The following is a 23,479-nucleotide window of genomic DNA, read 5'->3' on the forward strand; positions in this document are numbered from 1 at the left end:
AAAAACATCGTCTATTTCGACGATGTGTGCTTCAAAACGGTATGAATGCTATGCTCGTATCCTTCTTCCAGCTTTTGGGAAACAAATCCCTTCAAGTGCTGGCTCGTCTGCTTCATCTTTTCCAGACTTTGGCGCGCCTGCGTCAAGTATTCAGCCTTCAGCTTGTCGTTCGTTTCATGGAGCGCTTTTTGCAGGTGGGCATGGAGCGCCTCCAAAGCGTGGACATGCTCGTGCATTTCGAGCGTCGTCAAAACGACATCGCTCCAAAACACAACCGAGTACACCGCCTCGATGCCCAAAAGCCACGCGAACGGAATCCAAAGGACTAAATCGTGTACGAGCGGCTGCAGCCAAAACGTCACCGCGATTCCAGCCACGCCATACAGCGTGCTGTTCAGCAGGCAGACACGGCCATGAATGTTAAACGGCTTGTCCGAATAATTCCACCAAAGACGGTGATACTTTTTTTGCAAGTACCAGCTAGTCACGTATTCGAGCACGCTCGTAATCACAAACGTATTCAAAAATACGAGAAACGGATTCATGGAAATCGGGTCGATGACGTAAATGATCAGCAGGCACCCTACCCCGAAAATCGGCACATACGGGCCATGATAAAATCCCGTGTTTAAAAAGCGATGCTGTTTGTATCCGACATACAACCCTTGAACGACCCATCCCCCAAAGGCATAGACCATAAAGTAAAAATAGGCATACATCAGTTGTAAAACCAATTCATGATTCATAGTGTATCTCTCCTCGTTTTCATTGTATCGAAAAGCGAAACGCTTCCCTATTAGAACGCACAAAAAAGAACCGGCGAACCGGTTCGATCTTCTTCATTTACAAATTAAATACCAAGCGAGCGCTGCGCTGCCGTCACGATGGCCATTTTATAAATTTCCTCCCAGGTGCATCCACGGGACAAATCATTGATTGGCGCATTGAGGCCTTGCAGAACCGGACCAATCGCTTCCCAGCCGCCAAGACGGGCCGCGATCTTATACCCGATATTTCCGGAAGAAAGGTTCGGGAAAATAAACGTATTGGCATGGCCTGCCACTTTGGAATGCGGCGCTTTCAAAGACGCTACATCTTCGCTGACAGCGCAGTCAAACTGCATCTCGCCATCCACGTCAAAATCAATCGGCATCCGTTTCAAACGAACAGCGGCTTCCGCCATTTTCGCCACACAGTCTCCTTTTGCAGATCCCATCGTCGAGTAGGAAAGCAGTGCCACCTTCGGTTCCAAGCCAAATTGACGCGCCGTGTTGGCTGTCTGCATCGTGATCTCGACCAGATCATCCGCATTTGGATTGATGTTGATCGAGCAGTCGCCCATGACATATTCCTCTTCGCCTTTGACCAGAAGGAACGCCGAAGAAACGAGCGCGTTGCCCGGCGCCGCCTTGACAAGCTGCAATGCCGGACGAACCGTATCGGCGGTTGAGTACGTCGCGCCACCTAACAAGCCGTCAGCGTAGCCCATTTGTACGAGCATCGTTCCAAAATAGTTCGTGCTTTCCAGCGCTTTGCGGCAACGTTCCATATCCAGTTTACCACGACGAAGTTCAACCATTTTGATAGCCATTTTGTCCATGTCCGGAAATTCCGATGGAGCAATCGTTTCAATGTTCGTCAAATCAAAGCCGTGCTCTTTGGCGCAGCTCTCGATTTCATCTTTTTCGCCAAGCAAAATCGGATGCACGACATCTTTTTTCGCCAATTCGATGGCCGCCTGCTGCACGCGCGGATCCCATCCTTCCGTAAAGACGATCTTCGTGCCTTTCCCTCGGATTTTCTCTTCCAATTTATCAATAATCATAGTTTTATTTCCTCTTTTCATTTGTAGTATAAAACAGGAACGACGAATTTTCTATACGAAAGATTGTGAAGTTTTTAGCATACCTAAAAGAAGAAAGCGTTTTCGCAAACTGGCCGTAAAAACGCATTTACAAGCGTGTTTTCAAGGTCTATACTAGCCTTGTAGCAGAGTAAAGTTATGAACGTTAAGTGTCCGGAACACGGGGAGTTGGTTTCGGAACGAAAAGGCATCTTGCGATTCGTAGCTTGCATCCCGCTGTTGCCTAGAAAAACCAGATCAACCTCTTTTTTCTTCGCACAAAGGGAAAGGAGGTTTTTTTATGAATGATTACTTTGTTATGCTGAAAGACAACGTGCGCTCTCTTAAAAACACACGCGTCCTTGTTGGTGTCGCCCTGTTTTGCGGATTGCAGATCATCCTCAATTCGTTCAACATTTATTTAGGTCCGACGCTGCGGATCACATTCGGGTTTTTAGCGACAGCCGCCAGCTGTTATTTTTACGGACCGTATCCGAATATGCTGGCCGCCTTTGTCATGGATTTCATCGGCTACGCGATGCATCCCGACGGTCCGTATTTTCCCGGCTACGCGCTGAACGCCATGCTCATCGCGCTGATCTTTTCCTCGTTTTTTTATCAGCAAACCATTAAACTGTGGAAAATCGTCGTCGCCAGAGCTTTGATCGTCGTCTTCGTTTACATGATCCTCAATTCGCTTTGGCTTTCAATCATGTACGGGGACAGCTTCTTCGTTTTGCTTGGCGCTCGCGTCTTAAAAAACGTGATTTTATTCCCGGTCGATGTCGCACTGTTGTTTTCTATCTTAAAAATATGCGAACGCCTGCGGCCTTCCATTAAAATTTAAAAAGCCCTTCCGGGCTTTTTTAGTTGTTTTTGTTTGGCAACGTCTGCCAGCGCGCGAGCACATCGCCAACAAAATACAGCGAGCCGCACACGAGCGTGTCTTTTTCGGTGTTTTGCAGGCGGGTCATCAACGCCGTCACATCTATGCAGGGCAATCCGTAACGGGCTTGCAGCGCATCCAGATCGCAAAGACGCGTGCTGTCAAAATGCACCAGGGTGATTGGCTGCTCCAGACTCGCTAAAATTTGAAGCATCGCGTCTATTTCCTTTTCCTTCAACGCGGAAAAATAAATCTCGCCTTGAAAGACCGGCAGCGATCGAACAAGGGCCCGGATTCCCGGCACGTTGTGGGCTCCATCCACAATCAGCTTCGGCTGCTGGCGCAGCAACATGAAGCGACCGGCCCATTGATAGTCGTCGATGACCGGCTGGATCACGGCGGGCTTCAACAGCCGCAGCTGTTCCAGCGCGCTTAGTGCCAAAATCAAATTGTCCCGCTGATACGCCGCCAGTTTGGAAAGATCGAACCGGGAAACGTCGTAGTCGGCGACAAGCAGCGAAGTCCGGCGCGCCAGCGCTTCTTCCTCCATCACCGCAAAGCACGTCGTATCGTAAGCGATAGCCAGTGTGCCTTCTTTAAAAATTCCCGCTTTTTCCTTTGCGATAGCGTTTAAGCTGTTTCCTAAATACTCCATATGATCCATTCCGACATTGGTAATGAGCGTGGCCAGATAATCGAGCGCGGTGGTCGCATCCAGCCGGCCCCCCATGCCGACTTCGATGATCCCGTATTGGATATCCTGCTCTAAAAAATACGCAATCGCCATAAAAAGATCCATTTCAAACATAGTCAGTTTGTTTTCCTGAAAAAAAGCGGCATACCGGTCAAAGATTGTCTCCCATGCTTCCAGTGAAATCGGCGTGCGGCCCACGCGGATCCGCTCCGTATGCGAGATCAAATGCGGACTCGTAAACACTCCGGTTCGATAGCCGGCTTTCTCGAGCAGGCTGCTCAGCCACTGGCATGTGCTCCCTTTGCCATTGGTGCCGCCGACTTGAATGAGCTTGAGTTGACGATGGCGGGGAAGCGCCTTGTCAAGCCAGGCCCGAAAAACAGGAAGCGGATGGTTTTTCCCTCGTTGATTTTCCATCCAGTAAATTTTTTCTTGAACTGTCATGGATTCATTTTATAAGATTGAAGGAGAAAAACCAATGGAAACGAGGAAGAAAACATGATTCATAACGAATGGAACTTTATTTTGGAGCAAGAATGCGCCAAACCGTATATGCAGGCGCTCAAAAAACTGCTGGCGGCCGAATACAAAACCACAACCGTTTATCCCCCCAAAGATCAAATCTTTTCGGCTCTTGAACTGACCTCCCCGTCGCAAGTCAAAGTCGTCATTCTCGGACAGGACCCTTATCATGGCCCCCGGCAGGCGCACGGTCTGGCCTTTTCCGTCAATCCGGAAATTCCGCTGCCGCCTTCTCTCAAAAACATTTATAAAGAGCTGGAAGCGGAATATCATACTTCTGTCCAACGCACCGGGGATTTGCGGGACTGGGCCCGGCAAGGCGTCCTGCTGCTCAATCCGATTTTAACGGTTCGGGAACACCAGCCGTTGTCGCATCAAAAAATCGGCTGGCAGCTGTTCACCAATGAAATTTTAAAGGCGCTCAACGATTTGCCGCAGCCGATCGTCTTCATCTTGTGGGGTGCCAAAGCACGAGAAGCGAAAAAATTTCTCACCAATCCGAACCATTTGATTTTGGAGTCCGCCCACCCTTCGCCGTTGTCGGCTTCCCGCGGTTTTTTTGGCAGCAACTGCTTTAAAAAAGCCAACGAATATCTGGAAGCGCATCACGAAACCCCAATTCGCTGGACCGAGTCCAATCAATAAAAAAAGCGCGGAATTTGCATAGTGGATTGCTTTCCGCGCTTTTTTTTCGTTTTTTAGTCCTGCAACTCGAGAATCATATCCCGCAGCTGGGCAGCCCGTTCGAAATCGAGCTCCTTGGCCGCTTCCTTCATCTCGGCTGTCAAATCGGTAATCATCTTTTCCTTTTCCTTGGCACTGATTTTCTTTCGTTTCAAGTATTTTTTCGTTGCCTCTTTCGTTTCTTTGGAACGCACGACATCGTGAATCGGCTTGACGATCGTTTTTGGCACGATATGATGCTTCTCGTTGTACTCCATCTGGATTGCCCGGCGTCTGGCCGTTTCCTTGATGGCCTCGTCCATGCTTTCAGTGATCTTATCCGCATACATAATGACTTTTCCTTGCGCATTGCGGGCCGCCCGGCCAATGATCTGGATGAGCGAACGGCGCGAACGCAAAAAGCCTTCCTTATCCGCGTCCAAAATCGCGATCAGCGACACTTCCGGAATGTCCAGTCCTTCCCGCAGCAAGTTGATCCCGACGAGAACATCGTATTTTCCTTCCCGCAAATCGTGGATGATTTCTGTTCGCTCAATCGTCGTCACTTCATGGTGCAGCCACGCCACTTTCAAATCCATGTTTTTCAAATACGACGTCAAGTCTTCCGCCATCCGAACCGTTAATGTCGTCACCAGCGTTCTTTCATGCCGCGCAATCCGTTCTTTGATTTCATCCACCAAATCGTCGATTTGGCCTTCGATTGGACGAACCTCCACGACGGGATCCAGCAATCCGGTTGGCCGGATAATTTGCTCTACGACATGGCCGTCGGTGCGTTCCAGCTCGTAATCACCCGGCGTAGCCGAAACGAAAATCGACTGCGGCGTAATGGATTCAAATTCGTCAAATTTCAGCGGCCGGTTGTCCAAAGCGCTTGGCAGCCGGAATCCGTAATCAACCAAAGTTTGCTTGCGGGCCTTGTCGCCGTTGAACATGCCGCGAATTTGCGGCAGCGATACGTGGCTTTCATCGACTACCAGCAAGTAATCGTCCGGAAAGTAGTCAAACAGCGTATACGGGCGCTCGCCTTCCTTGCGGCCGTCAATGTGCCGGGAATAGTTTTCAATGCCCGGGCATACGCCAAATTCGCGAAGGGCCTCGATATCGTACCGGCACCGCTGCTCGAGCCGTTCTTTTTCCAAAGGCTTGCCCATCGAATCGAAGTATTCCAGTCGTTCTTCTAGCTCCTGTTCGATTTTGGAGGCCGCCTTTTTCATAATGTCCATGCTCGTCGCGTAGCCGTTGGCCGGATAAATGTTGTACATCTGGTAGGCGGCGTTGAGCTTGCCGGTTAGCGGATCGACTTCGCAAATGCGCTCAATTTCATCACCAAACATTTCGATGCGGATCAAATACGCGTCGGTGTGGCCCGGCGTGATTTCGATCGTGTCGCCGCGAACCCGAAACGTGCCGCGCGCCGGATCCATGTCGTTGCGCTTGTATTGCTGGCCGACGAGCTTAAGCATGAGTTCATTGCGTTCGATCACGTCGCCGACATGAATCGTTTCAATCATGTCTTTGTATTGATTCGGATTGCTGGCGCCGTAAATCGAAGCGACACTGGCAACAATGATCGTGTCGCGATGATGAAGCGCGGCGTTGACGGCCGCCATGCGCAGCATGTCGAGTTCCTCGTTGGTTTTGGTGTTTTTGTCAATGTACGTGTCAGTTTTGGGCATGTACGCTTCCGGCTGATAATAATCGAAATAGGATACAAAGTACTCTACGTGGTTGTTTGGAAAAAACTCTTTGAATTCCGAATACAGCTGGGAAGCGAGCGTTTTATTGTGGACAAACACCAGCGTTGGCTTGTTGACTTGTTCAATCACATTGGAAATCGTAAACGTTTTTCCGGTTCCGGTCGCGCCCAGAAGCACTTGCGCTTTTTTTCCTTCGCGAATGCCTTCCACCAGCTCCTGAATCGCTTCGGGCTGATCGCCGCTTGGTTTGTATTCAGACACCAATTCAAAATGATCCATGTCTTCCCTCCTTTTAAATGTTGTTTTCTACTAAAAACTTCCGGGCGCTTCGATACGCCTGAAATGCGGTTGGATACGCGGTTTTCTGATCCGTTGGCAAAGCGTCGTATCCATAAATTTTCAAATTTTTATTTTTATCCATAATGAGCAGCCAAATATCGCTCGTGTTGTTGCCGGTCTTGACGAAAAGCACCGTGTAGGCCGTTTTGGTTTCCGGATCGTAGTTCCACGTTTCCGGCCGGTACGTCAGCGAATCGGTTTTGGCGGTTCTTTTTTTATTTTCCGTTTTCGCTTTCCGATCCGTCTGATGCTCCGACACCGACCAGGAGTCGATTTTCCCGACGGTTTCTTCATCGACCATGACTACATTGCCGATATCCAAAATCGAACCGCTCGAAATATCGAACGCGATTCTCGTTTTGGGCAGCGTGATAATCGTTTTGCTTGAATCCGCGGCCGGAAACCGGTCTTGTCCGGTAATGGTCATCGTGTAGACGCATGGCGCCTGCAAATCGGATAAATAGTTGGAGTGCTCCTCGATCTGGATTGTCATCATGTACGTGATGATCCCGAAAACGAGCGAGAACGCGGCGATAAAAATCGAAATATACGTACTGTATGTTCCGACAGACTGTAAAAAAGAATGGGTGAGCGAAGTCTTGTTCACCCTTTTTTTTGATTGACGCATGCAATCGCCCCCTTAATTGTTTTTGCGGTTTACTCCTGCGTGATCATTTCGATGGCTTTTTGCCGTTGGGTATCGTCTTTGGCTTCGTTTTTATTGATTTCAAGAAGAACGTTGTCTTCCAGCGCCTTCCATGTCGCTTCGTCGCTGCGGCCGGTGACGTTAAGATCGTGATCGCGCTGGAACTGCTTCAGCGCTTCCGAAGACGCCTGGGAAAAATAGTTGTCGGTTCGATCGACCGCGTACCCTAAATACGCCAAATACATTTGGAGCGCCTGGGCGTTGGCGGCCACTTCATCCGGACCAAATTCCAAATCCTTATTCTCGGTGGAATAGTACACGGAACGAATTTCCTGATCCGCCACTTCCACGTCCGGCGCAAAGCCGACTTGATTGATGGAAGTTCCATTCGGCGTGATCCATTCGGTTTCCGTATATTTTAACGACGTTCCATCCTCAAATGGAATGAGCACTTGTTTCGTTCCTTTCCCATATGTGTTGACGCCAACGGTTTTTACTTTGTCCCCTAAATTGTCCTTGAGCGCCCCGATGAGCACTTCCGAAGCGCTGGCGGTGTTGCCGTTTTGAAGAATGACGATTTGATCGAAATCCGTCGGATCGTATTCTTTGGAAACGAGAGTTTCTTCGATTTTCCCGTTTTTTTGTTTTTCCTGGAACACGACGCTGTTTTCCGGCAGCAGCGAGGAAGCGATCGTTTGCGCCGCGTCCAAATAACCGCCGGTGTTGTCGCGTAAATCAATCACAAGCTTTTTCAATCCGGCTTTCTCGATTTGCTGGATGGCTTCATGGAAGTCCTTTCCGCTGTTTTCCGAAAAACTGGATAAAATGATTTCCCCGTAATCGTCAAAGAGCCGGCAAATGACCGTCGAATCGTATTCGCCAGGCGTGACGGTCGTTTGGTTAGACTTGCCATCGCGTTCATACTCGATTTCCAGTTTTTGATCCGCGTGGTTTTTAATGGTGTCAATGATTTCGTCGCTGGTGGCCTGCGCGCAGTTCAAATTTCCGACTTTCGTAATGATATCGCCTTCCGTTAAACCAGCCTGGTCGGCCGCCGAGCCGATGTACACGCTGCGCACGACCATGTTGCCCGCCTCGTTGCGGAAAAAGCCGACGCCGATGCCGACGTTGGAGCCTGACAGCGCGTCGGAAAACCGCTTGGCCTGGTCAAGCCCCATATACGTCGTATGGGGATCTATTTCATTGGTTGTCATGCCATCAATGGCTTGCTCGACCAGCGTATCCTGCACATCGTCGATTTCATTGGCGTAATACCACTTGTTCGTCATTAAATCGTAAATCGTTTCGAGCTTTTCAAACTGGCCGGTGTCCTTTCTTTGGGCTTTTTCCATCAAAAGGGGGACCGAAACGCCGGCTCCAAAGCAGACGACGCACAATCCGACGATAAGCCCCTTTTCTTTCGTTGTCAATTTCTCACTTGGCTTCTTGGTTTTTTTCACTCCGGTCCCTCCTGCTATGCCATAAAACGATAGGAGCACTCCTATCGTTTTTCTTTTAAATATTTGCTCACGGCTAGAAAACTCGCGAAGATCCCGATTAGAATCGCTGTGCCGAGCAGCAGCGCCGCGCACCATCCAAGGATTGCGTTTGGCGCGACGAGTTCGAACACACTCGCAAACAGCCTTCCATTCATACTGTCATAAAACTTCGGATATCCCCATGCGATGAGCAAAAACGGAATGAGCGCCCCGCAAAGCGAGATCATCAGCCCTTCCATTTCGAACGGCCGTTTTACAAACGAGTTTTCCGCGCCGACTTGCCGCATAATTATAATGTCATCCGAACGCGAATATATCGTAGTACGGATCGTATTATAAATCAAATAGAACGAAAGGAGAAGAAGCAGGAGGATTCCCGCTCCGGCAATCACGCGCACTTGCGCCAGCAAATCGACAAGCGAGCGCACGCTTCCGCCGCCATACGCGACGGAGGCGACACCGGGAATCATGTCGATTTGCGAACTGACGGCGGCCAGATCGTCCCCCTGGTTGGCATAGACGAAAAACGCGTCCCCCAGCGGATTTTCGTCGCCTTCGTACATGGAAAACGCTTCGCCTTTTTCTTTGACCATGAGGGCGAGCTCGTCCGCCCGGCTTGAAAACACGATCGTTTTGACACCGGGAATGTCTTTGATTTTCGTTTCGATGTCGTCGATTTGGGCCGTGTCGCGGATTTGCGGATCCAGCACGACATGAATCGACAAATCGCCTTCGACCCGGCTTGAAAAATGTTCAATGTGTAGCCCGACGATTAAAAACACCCCAACGAGCAGCAGCGTGATGGTGACTGCGGAGAGCGCGGAAACCGACAACAGAAAGTGCCGGCGCAAGCCGAGCCAGGCGTATTTCAGCTCGTATCCGAGCAACGTCAGCTGTCGTTTCATAAGCTCTTGTATCCACCCGCGCTCGAATCGTGGATCACATAGCCGCCATCCAAAATAATCGTGCGCTTCCGAAAGCGGTCCACGAGTTCTTTGTCGTGCGTCACCATCACGATCGTCGTGCCGAAGTTGTGATTGATTTTTTCAAGCAGCCGGATGATTTCCAGACTTTTTTCCGGATCCAGATTTCCGGTTGGCTCGTCGGCGATCAGGATTTTCGGCCGATTGGCAATCGCCCGGCCGATCGTGACACGCTGCTGCTGGCCGCCCGATAACTCGTCCGGGTAGCTGCGGGCTTTGTCGCGCAAATCCACTAAATCCAAAATTTCGCGAACCCGCGTCTTGATGGCTTTTTTCGGCATGCCAATGACTTCCAGCGCGAACGCGATGTTTTCCTGCACCGTCAGCTTGGGCAGCAGACGATAGTCTTGAAAAATACAGCCAATGTTTCTTCGGTAGGCTGGAACCTTGCGGTGTTTGAGTGCCCCGACATCGACTCCGTTGACAATCACGGTTCCTTCATCGGCGACTTCCTCGCCATTGAGCAGCTTGATCAGCGTGCTTTTCCCGGATCCCGTGGCGCCAATCACGTAAACGAACTCCCCGTCTTCGATGGATAGATCCACGTGATTGAGCGCGTGGACCCCGTTCGGATACGCTTTGGTGACATTTTTCAATTCGATCATGGTTGAAACCTTTCTAGGAGAAAAATTTCTCCGGTCTTTCGCGACATGGTGTGGCGCCGCCGGTTGCCTCGCACGACGTGGAGGTTGTGTTCCAGCCAGTGCCCCACGCAAAGTCCGCGCCGGCCGCAAATCGCTGCACGGCTTGTTCGACGCTCATATTTCCTAAATTGTATACTTCGATGTGGCAATGCGGACCGGATGTGTTGCCGGAATTGCCCGTGGCCGCAATGACCTGCCCCTGGCTGACCATTTGGCCGGCGCTGACCGCCATGCCCTCTTGCGAAAGATGGGCAAACGAGATAGCGTATAGCGTCCCGTTGACGTTGCACAGCATTTCGACGGTGTTTCCGCCGCCGATCGGATAGCCCGACCAGTTGCCTAAATAGCCGGAATTGCTCGGGACCGGGTTGGCGGCGTACAAAATCAGGCCGTCGGCCGGTGCCACGACGGGCGTTCCGATCGGAACAGCCCAATCCAGACCGAGATGCAACCCGCCGGACGGATACGCCCACGTTCCGGCGGACTTGCCGCCGCCCGAAATCGGGAGGACAAAGCCGGGCACGCTGGAGAGCACGGTGCCGGCCATGGCGGTCGTGATAGTGAATGGACGTATGGCGTCCATGTCGGCTTGCGCGGCGCGTTTTTGCGCTTGCAGCTCGGCAATTTGCTGCTCGTATTGCGCGACGAGCGCGTTGTAGCTTTCTTCGAGCGCTTTGGCTTCCGCCTTTTGGTTTTCGAGCTGCTGGCGGTGCGCTTCCTGTTCCTCTTTGAGGCGGACGACTTCGGCGCGCTGCACTTCCAGCTCCGCTTTGAGTTTGTTGAGCTGCTCGATTTGGTCTTGATCGTTTTCGGTGATGCGCTCGATCCCGCTAATGCGTCGAAGCATGTCGTTGAGATCTTTGCTGCCCATCACCAGGTCGATGACCATGTTGGTGCCAAGACTGGATTGCTCCTGGCGCATCCGGTCTTTGATTTGCGCGTCCCACATTTCGATCTCGGCTTGCTTGGCCTGGATTTCATTTTCAAGCTGCCGGATGTTCGTGTCGAGCATAGCGATCGCGTTTTCCGTTTCGGCGATTTGAGCCGACAGCTGCTCGGCGAGCGCTTTTTGTTCCTGCGCAAGCGAAGCGACCCGTTCCACATCGTTTTCCAGCGTCGCGATGGATTCGTTAAAATTGTTTATGCTGCTGGAGAGCTGCTGCCTTTTTTCGTTTTGGTATTGCTGAAACCCTTCACAGGCTTTCACATCGCTTTCGCTTGTTTGCGGCTTCGTACACTTTGTGTACCATTCTTCGGTATTGGAGTAGTCTTCGGCGTAAACCGGCAGCAAACAAGCTGCGCCGACGCAAACCGCCCAGACCAGGCCAAAAATCTTTCGAGTTGTCTTCATCGTATCCACCTTACATACTTTCTAACCGCCAGGAAGGAGCCGATCATTCCGGTTCCCAATCCAATGGCGAACAAACCAAGCACGATCCATACGACAAAAGGAAACGGGGCGAGCAGCTGGAACAAATCGGAAATGAACACGCCATGCATGCCCTGGTAAAAGAGCGGATAGCCGATGCCGACAAGTAGCGCGGGAATCAGCGCGCCCCAGGCGCCGATGACCATGCCTTCGAGTACGAATGGCGTCGTAATGTACCAGTTGTAGGCGCCGACCTGGCGCATGATCGCGATTTCATCTTTTCGCACATGAATCGTCATTTTAATTGTGTTTCGAATCAGGAAGATGGCGAGCAAAATCATAAACAAGACGAGCACGCTGCCGTATCGGCGCAAAACCTGGAAAATCGACACGAGTTTCGTAATGGCGCCACCGCCGTAATTCACCGCGTTGATGCCCGGGATTTCTTCGACGGCTGCGGAAATCTCGTCAATGTGTTCAGGGTCCCGCACTTCGATGATGTAAATATCGTACAGCGGATTTCGGCCTTCTTCGGCGTAGCGGGAAAAGACATCGCCATTTTCCTGAATGAGCTTGTCCAGCTCTTCTTCTTTGGAAGAAAACTGAACGGACTCGATTCCGTCTATTTGCGCGATTTGTTCACGCAAGCTTTCTTTGGAGCTTTCGGCTAAAGTCGGGGAAATGGAAGCCTGAATGACGAGTTCTTCTTCGATTGAATTGGTAAAACGATTGATATTGGCGGCCACGACAACGAGCAGCATCGCAATGAGCAAAGCGATTCCAATCGACAAGGCCGAGGAAAACGCCATTGGAAAATGACGGCTGAGATCTTTGCGTGCGCTTCGATAAAGTCGCGGGATACTTTTCAAAAATAAGAGCATAAAGTCCCTCCGGTTTTTCCTATTATACCATACGGTTTGTTTTCCCATCGGTTTCTTTTTATTTTCCATAATCTTAGGAAAACTCACATTTTTTCCCAAAAAAAGATTATTGTTAAAACACAAAAAAGCCGTATCTTATAGGTGTGTTAAGAGAGCACAATAAAATTCTCTTCTATAATCTCTCTCCTAAAAATAATTATTTAAAACTCAAAAATGCAAAGGCGGGTCGATCTCGCCTTTGTTTTTTTTGTGCCCTGAAAAAAAGCACTCCTTTCGGAGTGCCGGAGATTTCACGCTTCCATCACAATTTTGTTACGTACGATCACAGCAAGATCTCGTGCGCAAAACCTCCGTCTAAAAGTATATAAAATCTATCCCCTGCCGTGAAGAGTATGTATTGACCCTTTTGTAACAAATCAGGCAAAAAAAGTTCCCATCCGAAGATGAGAACGTTCATTTCAATATGGTGGAGCGTAGGAGGATCGAACTCCTGACCCCCTGCGTGCAAAACAGGTGCTCTCCCAGCTGAGCTAACACCCCACATCATAATTCAGCAAATGGTGGGCCTGAATGGACTTGAACCAACGACCTCACCCTTATCAGGGGTGCGCTCTAACCACCTGAGCTACAGGCCCATTCGCTGAATGCTCCATCATAATACCTTGGGAGCGATCCAATGTCAACAAAAAAAATCAAATTTTCTCAAATTTTAAATTCTTATCCCATTGAACGGGTTGTTAAATGTTGTTATAATAGCAATATAGAATAAAACAATATAAACAAAGCTATGCCGAAGGCCTCAAAAGAAAGGAAAAACGAAAACTCATGTCAAGTCCGGCTCAAATCCGTGCTAGCAACAAATACAATAAGAAGAACACCGTCCTCAAAGGCATTCGATTTAACAAGAATACCGAAAAAGAAATGATCGAGTGGCTCTCTGACAAAGCGTTCGGCCCGTATGTCAAAGCCCTGATCGCCGCGGATATGCGTTCGCAGGAGGATGCTTCGAATCAAGATCGTTGCCAGTAACAAAAAAGGTGATTCCATTTGGAAGAATCACCTTTTTTGCTGGCAGCCTCGGCACCTACGATTACGGACAGGGTTGTTATAAAAAAAGTTCCCATCCGAAGATGAGAACATTCATTTCAATATGGTGGAGCGTAGGAGGATCGAACTCCTGACCCCCTGCGTGCAAAACAGGTGCTCTCCCAGCTGAGCTAACACCCCACATCATAATTCAGCAAATGGTGGGCCTGAATGGACTTGAACCAACGACCTCACCCTTATCAGGGGTGCGCTCTAACCACCTGAGCTACAGGCCCATTCGCTGAATACTTAGTTATAATACCCCGTAAATGCGGGTTTGTCAAACTTTTTTTTAAAATTGTTACTTTGTCTGTTCGCTTTCGATTTGCGACAACGCGGCCATCGGCTCATACGCTGTCGATACAAGCGTCATGACATGCTCGCTCATAAAGCGATCGGCCAGCATTCCATTGAGCAAAGAAAGCAGCGAATCGTAATACCCGTTGGTACTCAAAATCACAAGCGGCTTATGGTTTTGGTCGAGCTGCTTCAACGTCAGGATTTCAAAAAACTCCTCGTACGTTCCGATACCGCCTGGCATCATAATAAAGGCGTCGGCCAAATCCTCCATTTTCTGTTTGCGCTCCCGCATCGTATTCGTAAAAATAAACTGGGTGCAATCCTTCGCCAAAATGCCGGGCTGGTCAAAAAATTTAGGAGCCACGCCAATCGACGTTCCGCCATTTTCAAGCACGCCGCGATTGACAGCGCCCATGATTCCCGTGGCGCCTCCGCCAAACACCAGTTCGATTTTCTTTTCCGCCATTTGTTTTCCAAGTTCGTATCCTGCATTCAAATACGCTTGATCAATGTCGTTGCTGCTTGCGCCATATACACAAATTCGCATTGCATGATCCTCCTTTTTATCCTCTCTAGTGTAGCACGCCTGTCTTCCCAAACGCCATTTTACGCATCCCTCACCTTTGCGTTTCCGCTTTGGATTGTCCCCTTAAGCAAATATTTTGACGGTTTCCGCCATTCCATTTACCATAAAACCAGAAAGGAAGGTGTACCTCAATGTATATCACAATCAACGGACTCGCCTTCTTCATTCTTATTGTCGTCGCCGTTCTCATCGGAATCGGTGTCGGATTTTTTCTAGGAAGAAGATAGGCCATTCCATTCTTGATCCATCCAAAAGGGATAGTAAGCCGCTATCCCTTTTTTGATTCCACCCAACTCTCGAAAACACAAAAAGCTGCCGGCATTGACTCGCCAGCAGCCTGAAAAGAAGGCTCTTATTTTTCCAATCCATTGCGCATCGAAACCTTCCGATACCATGTTCCCGATCGTTTCATCGTTCGCCTTTGATCGCTCAAATCGACTTCAATCAAACCGTACCGGTTGCGGTACGCGTTGTTCCAGCTCCAGCAGTCCAGCGCCGCCCACACATGAAACCCGAAACAATCGGCTCCCTCCTGTATCGCTTGATGCAGCCATTCGAGATGCTCCTCAAAAAACGCGATCCGGTACGCATCGTCGATCACGCCCTCCGGATCCCGAAAGCGCTCCTCGTCGTGCACCCCTATGCCGCACTCCGAAACAAACCACGGCGTATCGGGATACAACGTTTTCATCGCCATCGCCACATCGTACAACGCGCGAGGAAAGATTTCCCAGTTTTTCGACGCATTGACTCGCTTTTGCGGCCAGTCGTAATGCGCGTAGTACCGGTCCGGCAGCCAGCCCGTTTCCGTGATCGAATCCGGGGCCTGCACCCGGGTCGGATGATAATAGTTGATGCCCGCAAAGTCGATCCGGTTCGCCATCAAAAGCGCTTCGTCTTCCTCCTTCGCGTTCCACAACACCCCATCACGACGCAAAACATCCACCAGCTCTTCGGGGAAACGTCCAAGAATACTAACATCCAGAAACGACCGCCAATGAAACCAGTCAAAGAACCGCGCCGCGTTTTGGTCCGCCTCGCCGTTTGATTTCGAATACGCCGGTGTCACATTCACGATCAAGCCGATTTTTCCCTTCAAGCCCAGCTTTCGATATTGCTCCACCGCCATCGCGCTCGCCAGACAAAGATGGTATAAAACCTGCACGCCGCGGCGGCCTTCGCCTTTCAAACCCGGATAGTGGTAGCCATACAAGTATCCTCCATCCACAATGACCATCGGCTCGTTGAACGTCGTCCAGAAACGTACATCGTTTCCAAAGCATTCAAACGCCGTTTTCGCGAACTTCGCGAACAGCTCCACGACGTGCCGGCTTTCCCAGCCGCCATACCGCTCAAACAAAATCGTCGGCATGTCGAAGTGGTGCAAATTAAGCACGAGCTCGATCCCGTTTTTCTTCGCCGCCTCGATCATCGAGCGGTAAAACGCCACGCCCTGCGCGTCCGGCTTTCCGGTTTCAAAATCGGCAATCAGCCTTGTCCATTGCACGCTTGTGCGAAACGAGTGGATCCCCGCCTCTTTCATCCGCCGGAAATCCTCCTCGAACCGGTGGAAAAAATCACTCGTCACGTCAGGCCCCACGCCGTCGAAGAAATCCTCCCTTCGCGTCCGATACCACGTGTCCATGATGTTTTCGTATCGTTTTCCGGCCCAGCCTTCGCTTTGCGGGCCGCTCATCGCCGCGCCCCACCAAAAGCCATCCGGGAATTTTAAAAACGTCTTCATCGCCCGTCTTCTCCCTTTTCCAGGTCAGCGCCGAACAAAAATCGCCCTTCAGCACCGCCATCTCGCCGTTGGCTCCATTAAAGCGTAGCGGCACCCGCAAGCCGCCCGCTTTGAGCACCGCGCCGTCGATCGAACAGCCTTCGATCGTATATTTCGCGTTCGCCTCCACCCCCGGAACGCACACCCGCTCGTTTCGGGAAACCCGCAAATCAGCCACCGTGCTGTAAAATCCCGTCAAATACGTCGCCTTGTTTCGGGCGATGGCCGTCCACGCCCGCCATCCTTCGTGTTTCGGATGGACATACAACGTGCCATTCAAAATCAGCGGCTGCATCGCTTTATATTCCGCGATCGCCCTTTTCAGCTGCTCCTTTTCTTTTGGTGCGCACTGGCAAAGATCCAGTTCCAAGCCGAGGATCCCGAACACCGCCACATGCTCCCGCATCGTCAAACTCGTTTTTCGAAACGTCTGGTGATTGGGCACCGCCGAAATATGGTTTGACATGCACGCCATCGGGTACGCCAGCGCGCATCCCGCCTGAATGTCCAAACGGGCGAAGGCGTCGGTATTGTCGCTCGTCCAGATTTGCGGCGCGTAATACAGGATGCCCGCATCAAACCGGCCCCCGCCCGACGCGCACCCTTCCACAAGCACATGCGGAAAATCGTTCGCGATTTTTTCATGTAGCGCGTAAACCCCCTGGATATACCGGTGATAAAATTCCTTTTGCGAGCGCCCCTGCGACGCGAGATACGGGGAATACGCCTCCGTCACATCGCGGTTCATGTCCCACTTGATGTAGTCGAGCTTCGTCTGCTCGATGATTGTTTTCATTTGCGCGTACACCGCGTCCACGCACGCCGGATTGGCAAAATCAAGCACGAGCTGCCCCCGGCCGTAGCTGTACCGGCCTTGCGGCGGACGGACGACAAATGCCGGATGCGCGGCATAAAACGCGGCGTCCTCGTTGACCATTTCCGGCTCGAACCACAAGCCAAACTGCATTCCCGCTGCGTGGATCTTCCTGGCGAACGCGCCAAGCCCTTCCGGAAATTTTTTCCGGTCCGTATGCCAGTCGCCAAGCGACGACCGGTCGTTGTCCCGATGGCCGAACCAGCCGTCATCGACGACAAAGCAGTCCACCCCGAGGGCGCGTGCCTCTTCGGCAAGCCGCAGCAGTTTTTTTTCGTTCAAATCAAAATACATCGCTTCCCAGCTGTTCAAAACGACCGGACGCGAAGGGAGGATTTCTTCGACGGCGTGACGCCTTCCAGGCCAAATGTAGCGGGCAGGTATTGAATGATGATGGCGATGGACGCGAACATCGTCGCCGGGAAAGCGACCATGAAACCATCGCGCAGCGAGCAAAGATATTTGTTGGTGGAAACCATTTCGGCAAACGGGCCGATTTTTTCCATCAATTTGTCTGTCAATCGGTTCATTGTGTATTTCTCCTTCTGTTTTATGATGTCGACAGCACCATTATAAAGATGAAAGCGCAACCATCCCATAGATGGTTGTGATATAATTATGGAAAAATGTGACTTTGGAAAGGAGAACTTATGCGCATCACGACCAATTCGACGGATTTTTACTTTAACGCCGAGGCGATGGTGTACACGCAAGGCTACGAGGAGTGCGAACCGGGGCATTCGTATGGTCCGGCGGTGCGAAAAAGCTTTATGATCCACTACGTGACCCAGGGAAAAGGAATTTTCAAGGTGAACGGGCAAACGTATCGTCTGTCGCGCGGCGATTTGTTTTTTATCGTGCCGGGACAGGAAATTTATTACGAGGCCGACAAAGACGACCCCTGGGGATATGGATGGATCGGCATGACGGGCGCGCACATCGACATCGAGTCGTATTTGCGAAGAACTTCCTTTTTCGACTCGCCCATCGCACACTACGCGCAAAACTACGATTTATCGCTGCTTTTTATTGAAATGCAGCGGGCGTACGTGTCGCCTTTTGAAATCCGCGATCTCGCGCTGAATCACGTGTTGTACAAGTTTCTGGCGTTTCTGGTGCTTCATTTTCCAAACCAGAACAAGGAAGCGAAAAGAAGTTCCAAAGACTACATCAAGGAGATCATGACGTATTGTTTGAGCCACGTCGACGTTCCGATCCGGGTGCAGGATGTCGCCGACTATACCGGGCTGCACCGCTCCTATCTTTCCCGCCTGTTCAAGCAGGAAACGAACCTTTCCTTGAAAGAGTATATTTGGAAAACGAAAGAGGAGGAGGCGTGCCGGCTGCTCATTCAAACCGAACTGCCGATCCATGTCATCGCCCGTTCGGTCGGGTTTGAGGACTCGCTTCACTTTACAAAAATATTTACCCAGAAAATCGGATCGTCTCCGAAAAAATACCGTCAAATGAAATCCGGTCCGGGAAAGGAGGATAACGATGAGCCTGCATGAAAAACGGGAAGCTCGCACCGACGCCCTCATTCAAATTAGTCAAATGCTTGCCAACGGCAAAGAAAACTTTTATCAATTTCTCGAAACAGAGGAAGGAAAAAGGCTATACAAGCTGGCTATGACCGAAGTCGTCGCGGAAATCGAGATCTCGATTGCGCAAGGAGAAATCACATTCGACTTCGACGAAGGCGATTATTTGCTCAACGAATACAATGAAAACGACCGGCGCGAAATCGGCCAGATCCTGACGCGCCATCTCGGGCGCGCCCTTCAGGACATTGTCGATGTGCTCAACAAGCCGAAGATCCAGTCATAAAAAAAAACTGTCCGCAGACAGTTTCGCTCTATATTTTCGCTCGGCTCTTCCAAAACAAACCCTATCCACGACCTGGCCGATCGTGAACGCGCAAAAGCAGGAAGCTTGCTTCATAAAAGGCCCTTTTCTACGCAGAAAACGGCTTTTTTTCGTTGTGTATCGCGGTTTGCCAGGCTCGATGAAAAGCGGCGATCGTCGAATACCGTTTGTCTGGAGCCGGATCGACGGCCCGGCAAACGACAGCGTACGCTTGTTCGTTCAGCGACCATTGAGCAAGCGCGCAAGGCACAACGCGGCAGTCTTTGTATCGGCGCTTCACTTCCTCTTTCGTGTACGTCCCGAAAAAATCGAGTAGCAGCGCGCCGAGCGTAAACACGTTGGTTCGCTCGTCGATTACGGCCCCTTTCTCGTATTCCTCGGGCGCTTTCAACCGTTTCGTTCCCCAGTAGTCAGCACCGATTTCGTTGGTGAGCGGTCCTTTTTGAAAGAGGTCGATGTCGCAAATCATGATCTGGTCTTTCGCAAAATCATACAGGAGGCTTCCATCATAAAAGTCGACCGCCACATACCCTTTTTTGACCACGGTTTCCAAAAAGGAAAACATCGCGTCCACCACAGCGAGTTTTTGAAGGGCCGGTAATTGTTTGAATCGTTCTCTCGGATCCGTCTGTCCGTTTTTATAGCGGTCAAAATTCCAGTGTTCAAACAAACAGTCCCCTTCGCACCAGTCGAACACGGCCGCATAACCGTCTTCGACCGGATACGCGTCAAGCAGTGTGATCAAATACGGATGTTTTAGCTCTTCATACAATTTCACCGCGTGTTTCAACGTTTCGATGGACTGACCGGGTGAAATTTCCGCCTCGACGGTATCCATGCCCGCCACTTTGACGAAGCGTTTTTTCTGTCCGTCGTCCATTCCGAAGCATACGCATCCGGAGCCGGTCGCGTCGATGACGGAAAACACCTCCCCGTAGCGTTTGAGCCATGCAAAATCGTGTTTCGTGTTGAGATGGAAGCGAAGCCCGTCCACCTCGTGTACGATTGGATCTTTTTTCTTTTCGTTCAAATACATTCTCCCTTTCGTTTCATATACAAAAGCGGATACGGACCGCCCTGCTCATCGCATTCCGTTCTTTTGTACACTTCAAAGCCCATCTTCTCGTAAAATCCTTTCGCCAGCGGATTTTGCTCGTTTACCGCCAAATCGTGAATCGCGTATTGATCCATTCCGTATTGAAGCAGCGCTTTGCCAAATCCTTTTCCGCGTTGTTCCTGCGCAATAAACAGCATTTCCAGATGCTGGTTCGCGATCCCCATAAAGCCAACCGGGACTTGTTTTTTGTTTTCGATCAAAACCAAACAAGGAACATCCCGCAACGCCTGCGGTACATATTCCTTGATCATTTGAATTTCCTCTTCGGACAGGAATAGATGCGTCGCGCGCACCGAGCTTTCCCATACAGCCAGCAGCTGGTTCACCAATGCATCCGGCCGTTCTTTCACTTCTATGATTTTCAAACGATATTCTCCTTCCTATGGTCTAAGGAAAAGGGGTAGTATTACCTACCCTTATGTTTGTTTTTCCTTTTTTGCCGTTTCAATTCAAACTGCCGCTTTTTCTTTGTTTTTCGTTGCTCTCCGCTTAAAGTCCTACGCTCGATTTTCAACTGCTCCCGCTGTAATTTCAAAGCCTGCTGTGATTTTGTCCCCATTCCGATATTTTGCGTCTGTTTCCGCACTTCACGCTGTACCCGTTTCGGATTGCAGCTTAATTCTTTTCCATCCGTTGCCACAGCCGGACTAAATCGTAGCCGCTGATAATTTTTCAGAACAAAATCATAAACCTCATAGTCTTTAGGTTCCGCCCCAAACGTAACCTTACAAACGGATAGCTTGCCTTCGGCGACACGTTCAAACACACCTACCCAAAAAGGGTCTTCAAAAAATACTGTTAACTTTCCCGAAATTTTGTTCACGACAATTCCTCCTTAAAATGATTGTGATGAACAAAGAACGGACGACCCTAAGGAGGGAGGGTTACTTACACCTAAATAGTGTGACTGGACTACCTACCAGTTCTACAAGTTAGACTTGCGTTGTGTTTTTATCTTTGTGCCTATACATTACCTCACTGCTTCTTCTTTTTCTAGATAAAATGTTTATCTTCTCACATAAAAACGACAGGCGATTCATTATATACTGCCTGTCGCTCAAATCATTTCTATAAACTTTTATTCAATATCAACCATCAATTAATTTTGTTTAGAGATGATAGGTTACCATATTCGTTTTTTTAATTCTTCGATTTATCCCTATTATTCTACCTTTATAACAGTGAATAATAAACAATAAACTCGGATTCAGTTTATAAGCCATTTTGTTTGGAAAATCAACGGTTTGTTTCCACGTCTTCAATAAGATTTTTCTTGAGTGCTTCAATCGTATTTTGACTCTTTTTAAGCAACTCTAATTGCCTGTATGCTTTTTCCCTTAATATTTTCAACCTTTCAACGTAAGTCCCACCATATCAGCCAGTTTTTGATATGATACCGCTTGCGTCTGTTGCTTTTATCCCATGCTAAGGCGTAAACGCATTATCCCTCGATTCTGCTTTAAACCTATCGAATTCGATAGGTTTAAAATCGGGATTGTAGATTTTTCCCACAAGCCCAAAAATGAGATTGTCAAATTTTATCACAAAACACAAACAGTTTATACTTGCCAAATAAAAAGCGACAAACAACTTTCATTGCCTGTCGCTCAAATCATTTCAGTAAAACCCTATTCAAACTCAATCGTTCCAGGAGGCTTGCTCGTAATGTCCACCAGCACGCGGTTGACATGATCCACCTCGTTGACGATGCGCGTTGAAATCGTATCCAGCACGTCGTACGGGATCTTCGCCCAATCCGCCGTCATGCCGTCGATGCTCGTCACCGCCCGAATGGCCACCGCGTAGTCGTATGTGCGCTGGTCGCCCATGACACCGACGCTGCGCATGTTCGTCAACGCCGTAAAGTACTGCCAGATCTCGCGATCCAGTCCCGCTTTCGCGATCTCCTCACGCAAGATATAGTCGCTGTCCCGAACGATCTTCAGCTTCTCTTCCGTCACATCGCCCAAAATGCGGATACCAAGACCAGGTCCCGGGAACGGCTGACGCCAAACCATTTCGTCCGGCAGGCCAAGCTCGGTTCCAAGCGCGCGCACCTCGTCTTTAAACAAAGTGTTCAACGGCTCAATCAGCTGGAACTGCATATCCTTTGGCAAACCGCCGACATTGTGATGCGACTTGATCGTCTGGGCCGTTTTTGTACCCGACTCGATGACATCCGTATACAGCGTGCCTTGCGCCAGCCACTTGATGTCCTCGCCTTCCGTCAGCTTCTTCACTTCCTCGTCAAACGTGTATACGAACTCGTTGCCAATGATCTTGCGCTTCTGCTCCGGATCCGACACGCCCTTCAGCTTGTCCATGAACCGCTTCTTCGCGTCGATTTTCACAAGGTTGATATTCATGTTTTTGCCAAACGTTTCCATAACGGATTCCGCCTCGCCTTTGCGCAGCAGGCCATGGTCGATGAACATACAAATCAGCTGGTCGCCGATCGCCTCGTGCAAAAGGGCCGCCACGACGCTCGAATCCACGCCGCCGCTCAAACCAAGCAGCACTTTGTCCGTACCGACCTTTTCACGAATGAGCGCCTTCTCCGTCGCGATAAAATCCTTCATCGACCAGTTCGGTTTCGCCTTCGCGATCTCGAACACGAAGTTTTTCAAAATCGCGTTTCCATATTCCGTATGGCGCACTTCCGGATGAAACTGCAAGGTGTACATATTCTTGTCCACGTTTTGCGCCGCCGCGAACGGACAGTTCTCGCTTTTCGCCACCATCTCGAAACCAGGCGCCAGCTCGGTCACCTTGTCGCCATGCGACATCCAAACGATCTCATCCGCCGGCAGATCGTGAAAAAGCAGGCTTTCCCGCTCTACCTGGATCCGGGTTCTTCCATATTCCGAACTGTCTCCCGGTTCGACTTTTCCACCCATTTCAAGCTGAACGAGCTGCATCCCGTAACAGATGCCCAACAAAGGAATTCCCGACGTTAAAATAGCCGGATCGCATTTGGGCGCGTCCTCGGCATAGACGCTGTTCGGTCCACCCGAAAACACGATTCCTTTGACATCCCCTAACGCGAGGATCTCATCCAACGTCATTTCGTTGGAGTGCAGTTCCGAATACACACCGAACTCTCGAATACGGCGCGCAATCAACTGGTTGTATTGGCTTCCAAAATCCAGCACTACGATTTTATCTGGCATGATTTAC

General features: G+C 50.1%; 23 protein-coding genes, 4 tRNA genes and 1 riboswitch. Of the genes, 5 read left to right on the forward strand and 22 right to left on the reverse strand.

Annotated elements, in window-relative coordinates; genetic code table 11:
- Nucleotides 1-11: 11 nt before the first annotated feature.
- Both ABNS49_RS09850 and pta read right to left on the reverse strand, forming a co-directional pair.
- Nucleotides 12-746, reverse strand: a complete 735-nt coding sequence (locus ABNS49_RS09850; protein WP_135980888.1) for a putative ABC transporter permease — start codon at nucleotides 744-746, stop codon at nucleotides 12-14.
- A gap of 104 nt (nucleotides 747-850) precedes the next feature.
- Nucleotides 851-1,825 carry a phosphate acetyltransferase gene (pta, locus tag ABNS49_RS09855; protein WP_277820841.1) on the reverse strand — a complete coding sequence of 325 codons (975 nt, stop codon included), beginning with the start codon at nucleotides 1,823-1,825 and terminating at the stop codon, nucleotides 851-853.
- Nucleotides 1,826-1,988: 163 nt separating this feature from the next.
- A riboswitch (THF riboswitch) is annotated at nucleotides 1,989-2,085 on the forward strand.
- Between the two features lie 59 nt (nucleotides 2,086-2,144).
- On the opposite strand from pta, the gene ABNS49_RS09860 reads away from it, so the two are divergent.
- Nucleotides 2,145-2,690, forward strand: coding sequence for a folate family ECF transporter S component (locus tag ABNS49_RS09860; protein ID WP_135980889.1), 546 nt, complete (start codon nucleotides 2,145-2,147; stop codon nucleotides 2,688-2,690).
- Between the two features lie 19 nt (nucleotides 2,691-2,709).
- Here the strand turns inward: ABNS49_RS09860 and ABNS49_RS09865 are convergent, their stop codons facing one another.
- On the reverse strand, nucleotides 2,710-3,867 hold the full coding sequence (locus ABNS49_RS09865) for a Mur ligase family protein (protein WP_135980890.1): 1,158 nt from the start codon (nucleotides 3,865-3,867) through the stop codon (nucleotides 2,710-2,712).
- Nucleotides 3,868-3,921: 54 nt separating this feature from the next.
- Between ABNS49_RS09865 and ABNS49_RS09870 the strand changes: the two genes are divergently transcribed.
- Complete coding sequence (locus tag ABNS49_RS09870) at nucleotides 3,922-4,590, forward strand: uracil-DNA glycosylase (protein WP_135980891.1); 669 nt, start codon at nucleotides 3,922-3,924, stop codon at nucleotides 4,588-4,590.
- A gap of 53 nt (nucleotides 4,591-4,643) precedes the next feature.
- On the opposite strand, the gene uvrB is transcribed toward ABNS49_RS09870, so the two are convergent.
- The 9 genes from uvrB to ABNS49_RS09915 form a co-directional block, all read right to left on the reverse strand.
- Nucleotides 4,644-6,608, reverse strand: a complete 1,965-nt coding sequence (gene uvrB / locus ABNS49_RS09875; RefSeq protein WP_135980892.1) for an excinuclease ABC subunit UvrB — start codon at nucleotides 6,606-6,608, stop codon at nucleotides 4,644-4,646.
- Between the two features lie 13 nt (nucleotides 6,609-6,621).
- Nucleotides 6,622-7,296 (reverse strand): hypothetical protein, encoded by a 675-nt coding sequence (locus tag ABNS49_RS09880; RefSeq protein ID WP_135980893.1) that lies wholly within the window; start codon nucleotides 7,294-7,296, stop codon nucleotides 6,622-6,624.
- A 29-nt stretch (nucleotides 7,297-7,325) separates the two neighbouring features.
- Nucleotides 7,326-8,774: a S41 family peptidase gene (locus ABNS49_RS09885; protein ID WP_288342267.1), complete on the reverse strand. Its 1,449-nt coding sequence runs from the start codon at nucleotides 8,772-8,774 to the stop codon at nucleotides 7,326-7,328.
- 41 nt (nucleotides 8,775-8,815) lie between these two features.
- Complete coding sequence (ftsX, locus tag ABNS49_RS09890) at nucleotides 8,816-9,718, reverse strand: permease-like cell division protein FtsX (protein ID WP_135980894.1); 903 nt, start codon at nucleotides 9,716-9,718, stop codon at nucleotides 8,816-8,818.
- On the reverse strand, nucleotides 9,715-10,401 hold the full coding sequence (gene ftsE, locus ABNS49_RS09895) for a cell division ATP-binding protein FtsE (protein ID WP_135980895.1): 687 nt from the start codon (nucleotides 10,399-10,401) through the stop codon (nucleotides 9,715-9,717). Before ftsE ends, ftsX (ABNS49_RS09890) begins: the two co-directional genes overlap by 4 nt.
- Before the next feature lie 13 nt (nucleotides 10,402-10,414).
- The gene (locus ABNS49_RS09900; protein ID WP_135980896.1) at nucleotides 10,415-11,791 is read right to left on the reverse strand and encodes a M23 family metallopeptidase; all 1,377 of its coding nucleotides are present in this window, start codon (nucleotides 11,789-11,791) and stop codon (nucleotides 10,415-10,417) included.
- The gene (gene ftsX / locus ABNS49_RS09905; RefSeq protein WP_135980897.1) at nucleotides 11,788-12,759 is read right to left on the reverse strand and encodes a permease-like cell division protein FtsX; all 972 of its coding nucleotides are present in this window, start codon (nucleotides 12,757-12,759) and stop codon (nucleotides 11,788-11,790) included. The genes ABNS49_RS09900 and ftsX (ABNS49_RS09905) overlap by 4 nt, the downstream gene beginning before the upstream one ends.
- A gap of 395 nt (nucleotides 12,760-13,154) precedes the next feature.
- Nucleotides 13,155-13,230: transfer RNA gene (locus tag ABNS49_RS09910), tRNA-Ala, on the reverse strand.
- Between the two features lie 18 nt (nucleotides 13,231-13,248).
- A tRNA-Ile gene (locus tag ABNS49_RS09915) sits at nucleotides 13,249-13,325 on the reverse strand.
- 190 nt (nucleotides 13,326-13,515) lie between these two features.
- Here ABNS49_RS09915 and ABNS49_RS09920 point away from each other — a divergent pair.
- Nucleotides 13,516-13,719, forward strand: coding sequence for a hypothetical protein (locus ABNS49_RS09920; RefSeq protein WP_289116232.1), 204 nt, complete (start codon nucleotides 13,516-13,518; stop codon nucleotides 13,717-13,719).
- A gap of 122 nt (nucleotides 13,720-13,841) precedes the next feature.
- On the opposite strand, the gene ABNS49_RS09925 is transcribed toward ABNS49_RS09920, so the two are convergent.
- The 6 genes from ABNS49_RS09925 to ABNS49_RS09950 all read right to left on the reverse strand — a co-directional run bounded on the left by ABNS49_RS09925 (nucleotide 13,842) and on the right by ABNS49_RS09950 (nucleotide 17,849).
- Nucleotides 13,842-13,917, reverse strand: a tRNA-Ala gene (locus ABNS49_RS09925).
- A gap of 18 nt (nucleotides 13,918-13,935) precedes the next feature.
- Nucleotides 13,936-14,012, reverse strand: a tRNA-Ile gene (locus tag ABNS49_RS09930).
- Nucleotides 14,013-14,077: 65 nt separating this feature from the next.
- Nucleotides 14,078-14,623 carry a TIGR00730 family Rossman fold protein gene (locus tag ABNS49_RS09935; protein ID WP_135980899.1) on the reverse strand — a complete coding sequence of 182 codons (546 nt, stop codon included), beginning with the start codon at nucleotides 14,621-14,623 and terminating at the stop codon, nucleotides 14,078-14,080.
- Nucleotides 14,624-15,014: 391 nt separating this feature from the next.
- Complete coding sequence (locus tag ABNS49_RS09940; protein ID WP_277820846.1) at nucleotides 15,015-16,358, reverse strand: glycoside hydrolase family 1 protein; 1,344 nt, start codon at nucleotides 16,356-16,358, stop codon at nucleotides 15,015-15,017.
- The gene (locus ABNS49_RS09945; RefSeq protein ID WP_135980901.1) at nucleotides 16,252-17,631 is read right to left on the reverse strand and encodes an alpha-galactosidase; all 1,380 of its coding nucleotides are present in this window, start codon (nucleotides 17,629-17,631) and stop codon (nucleotides 16,252-16,254) included. The genes ABNS49_RS09940 and ABNS49_RS09945 overlap by 107 nt, the downstream gene beginning before the upstream one ends.
- Nucleotides 17,628-17,849: a hypothetical protein gene (locus ABNS49_RS09950; RefSeq protein WP_277820844.1), complete on the reverse strand. Its 222-nt coding sequence runs from the start codon at nucleotides 17,847-17,849 to the stop codon at nucleotides 17,628-17,630. Before ABNS49_RS09950 ends, ABNS49_RS09945 begins: the two co-directional genes overlap by 4 nt.
- 120 nt (nucleotides 17,850-17,969) lie before the next feature.
- On the opposite strand from ABNS49_RS09950, the gene ABNS49_RS09955 reads away from it, so the two are divergent.
- Together ABNS49_RS09955 and ABNS49_RS09960 are read left to right on the forward strand one after the other, a co-directional pair.
- Entirely contained in the window at nucleotides 17,970-18,830 is an 861-nt protein-coding gene (locus ABNS49_RS09955; RefSeq protein ID WP_135980902.1) for an AraC family ligand binding domain-containing protein, read from the forward strand.
- Nucleotides 18,817-19,146, forward strand: coding sequence for a hypothetical protein (locus ABNS49_RS09960; RefSeq protein WP_135980903.1), 330 nt, complete (start codon nucleotides 18,817-18,819; stop codon nucleotides 19,144-19,146). Before ABNS49_RS09955 ends, ABNS49_RS09960 begins: the two co-directional genes overlap by 14 nt.
- A gap of 127 nt (nucleotides 19,147-19,273) precedes the next feature.
- Here the strand turns inward: ABNS49_RS09960 and ABNS49_RS09965 are convergent, their stop codons facing one another.
- The 4 genes from ABNS49_RS09965 to guaA all read right to left on the reverse strand — a co-directional run bounded on the left by ABNS49_RS09965 (nucleotide 19,274) and on the right by guaA (nucleotide 23,472).
- Entirely contained in the window at nucleotides 19,274-20,215 is a 942-nt protein-coding gene (locus ABNS49_RS09965; RefSeq protein ID WP_277820845.1) for a hypothetical protein, read from the reverse strand.
- Entirely contained in the window at nucleotides 20,212-20,667 is a 456-nt protein-coding gene (locus ABNS49_RS09970) for a GNAT family N-acetyltransferase (protein WP_135980905.1), read from the reverse strand. Before ABNS49_RS09970 ends, ABNS49_RS09965 begins: the two co-directional genes overlap by 4 nt.
- 41 nt (nucleotides 20,668-20,708) lie before the next feature.
- Nucleotides 20,709-21,125, reverse strand: coding sequence for a YjdF family protein (locus tag ABNS49_RS09975; protein WP_135980906.1), 417 nt, complete (start codon nucleotides 21,123-21,125; stop codon nucleotides 20,709-20,711).
- Between the two features lie 805 nt (nucleotides 21,126-21,930).
- Nucleotides 21,931-23,472: a glutamine-hydrolyzing GMP synthase gene (guaA, locus tag ABNS49_RS09980; RefSeq protein WP_135980907.1), complete on the reverse strand. Its 1,542-nt coding sequence runs from the start codon at nucleotides 23,470-23,472 to the stop codon at nucleotides 21,931-21,933.
- Nucleotides 23,473-23,479 lie beyond the last annotated feature (7 nt).

Source organism: uncultured Dubosiella sp., from assembly GCF_964018005.1.
Taxonomy (GTDB): Bacteria; Bacillota_I; Bacilli_A; order Erysipelotrichales; family Erysipelotrichaceae; genus Dubosiella; species Dubosiella muris.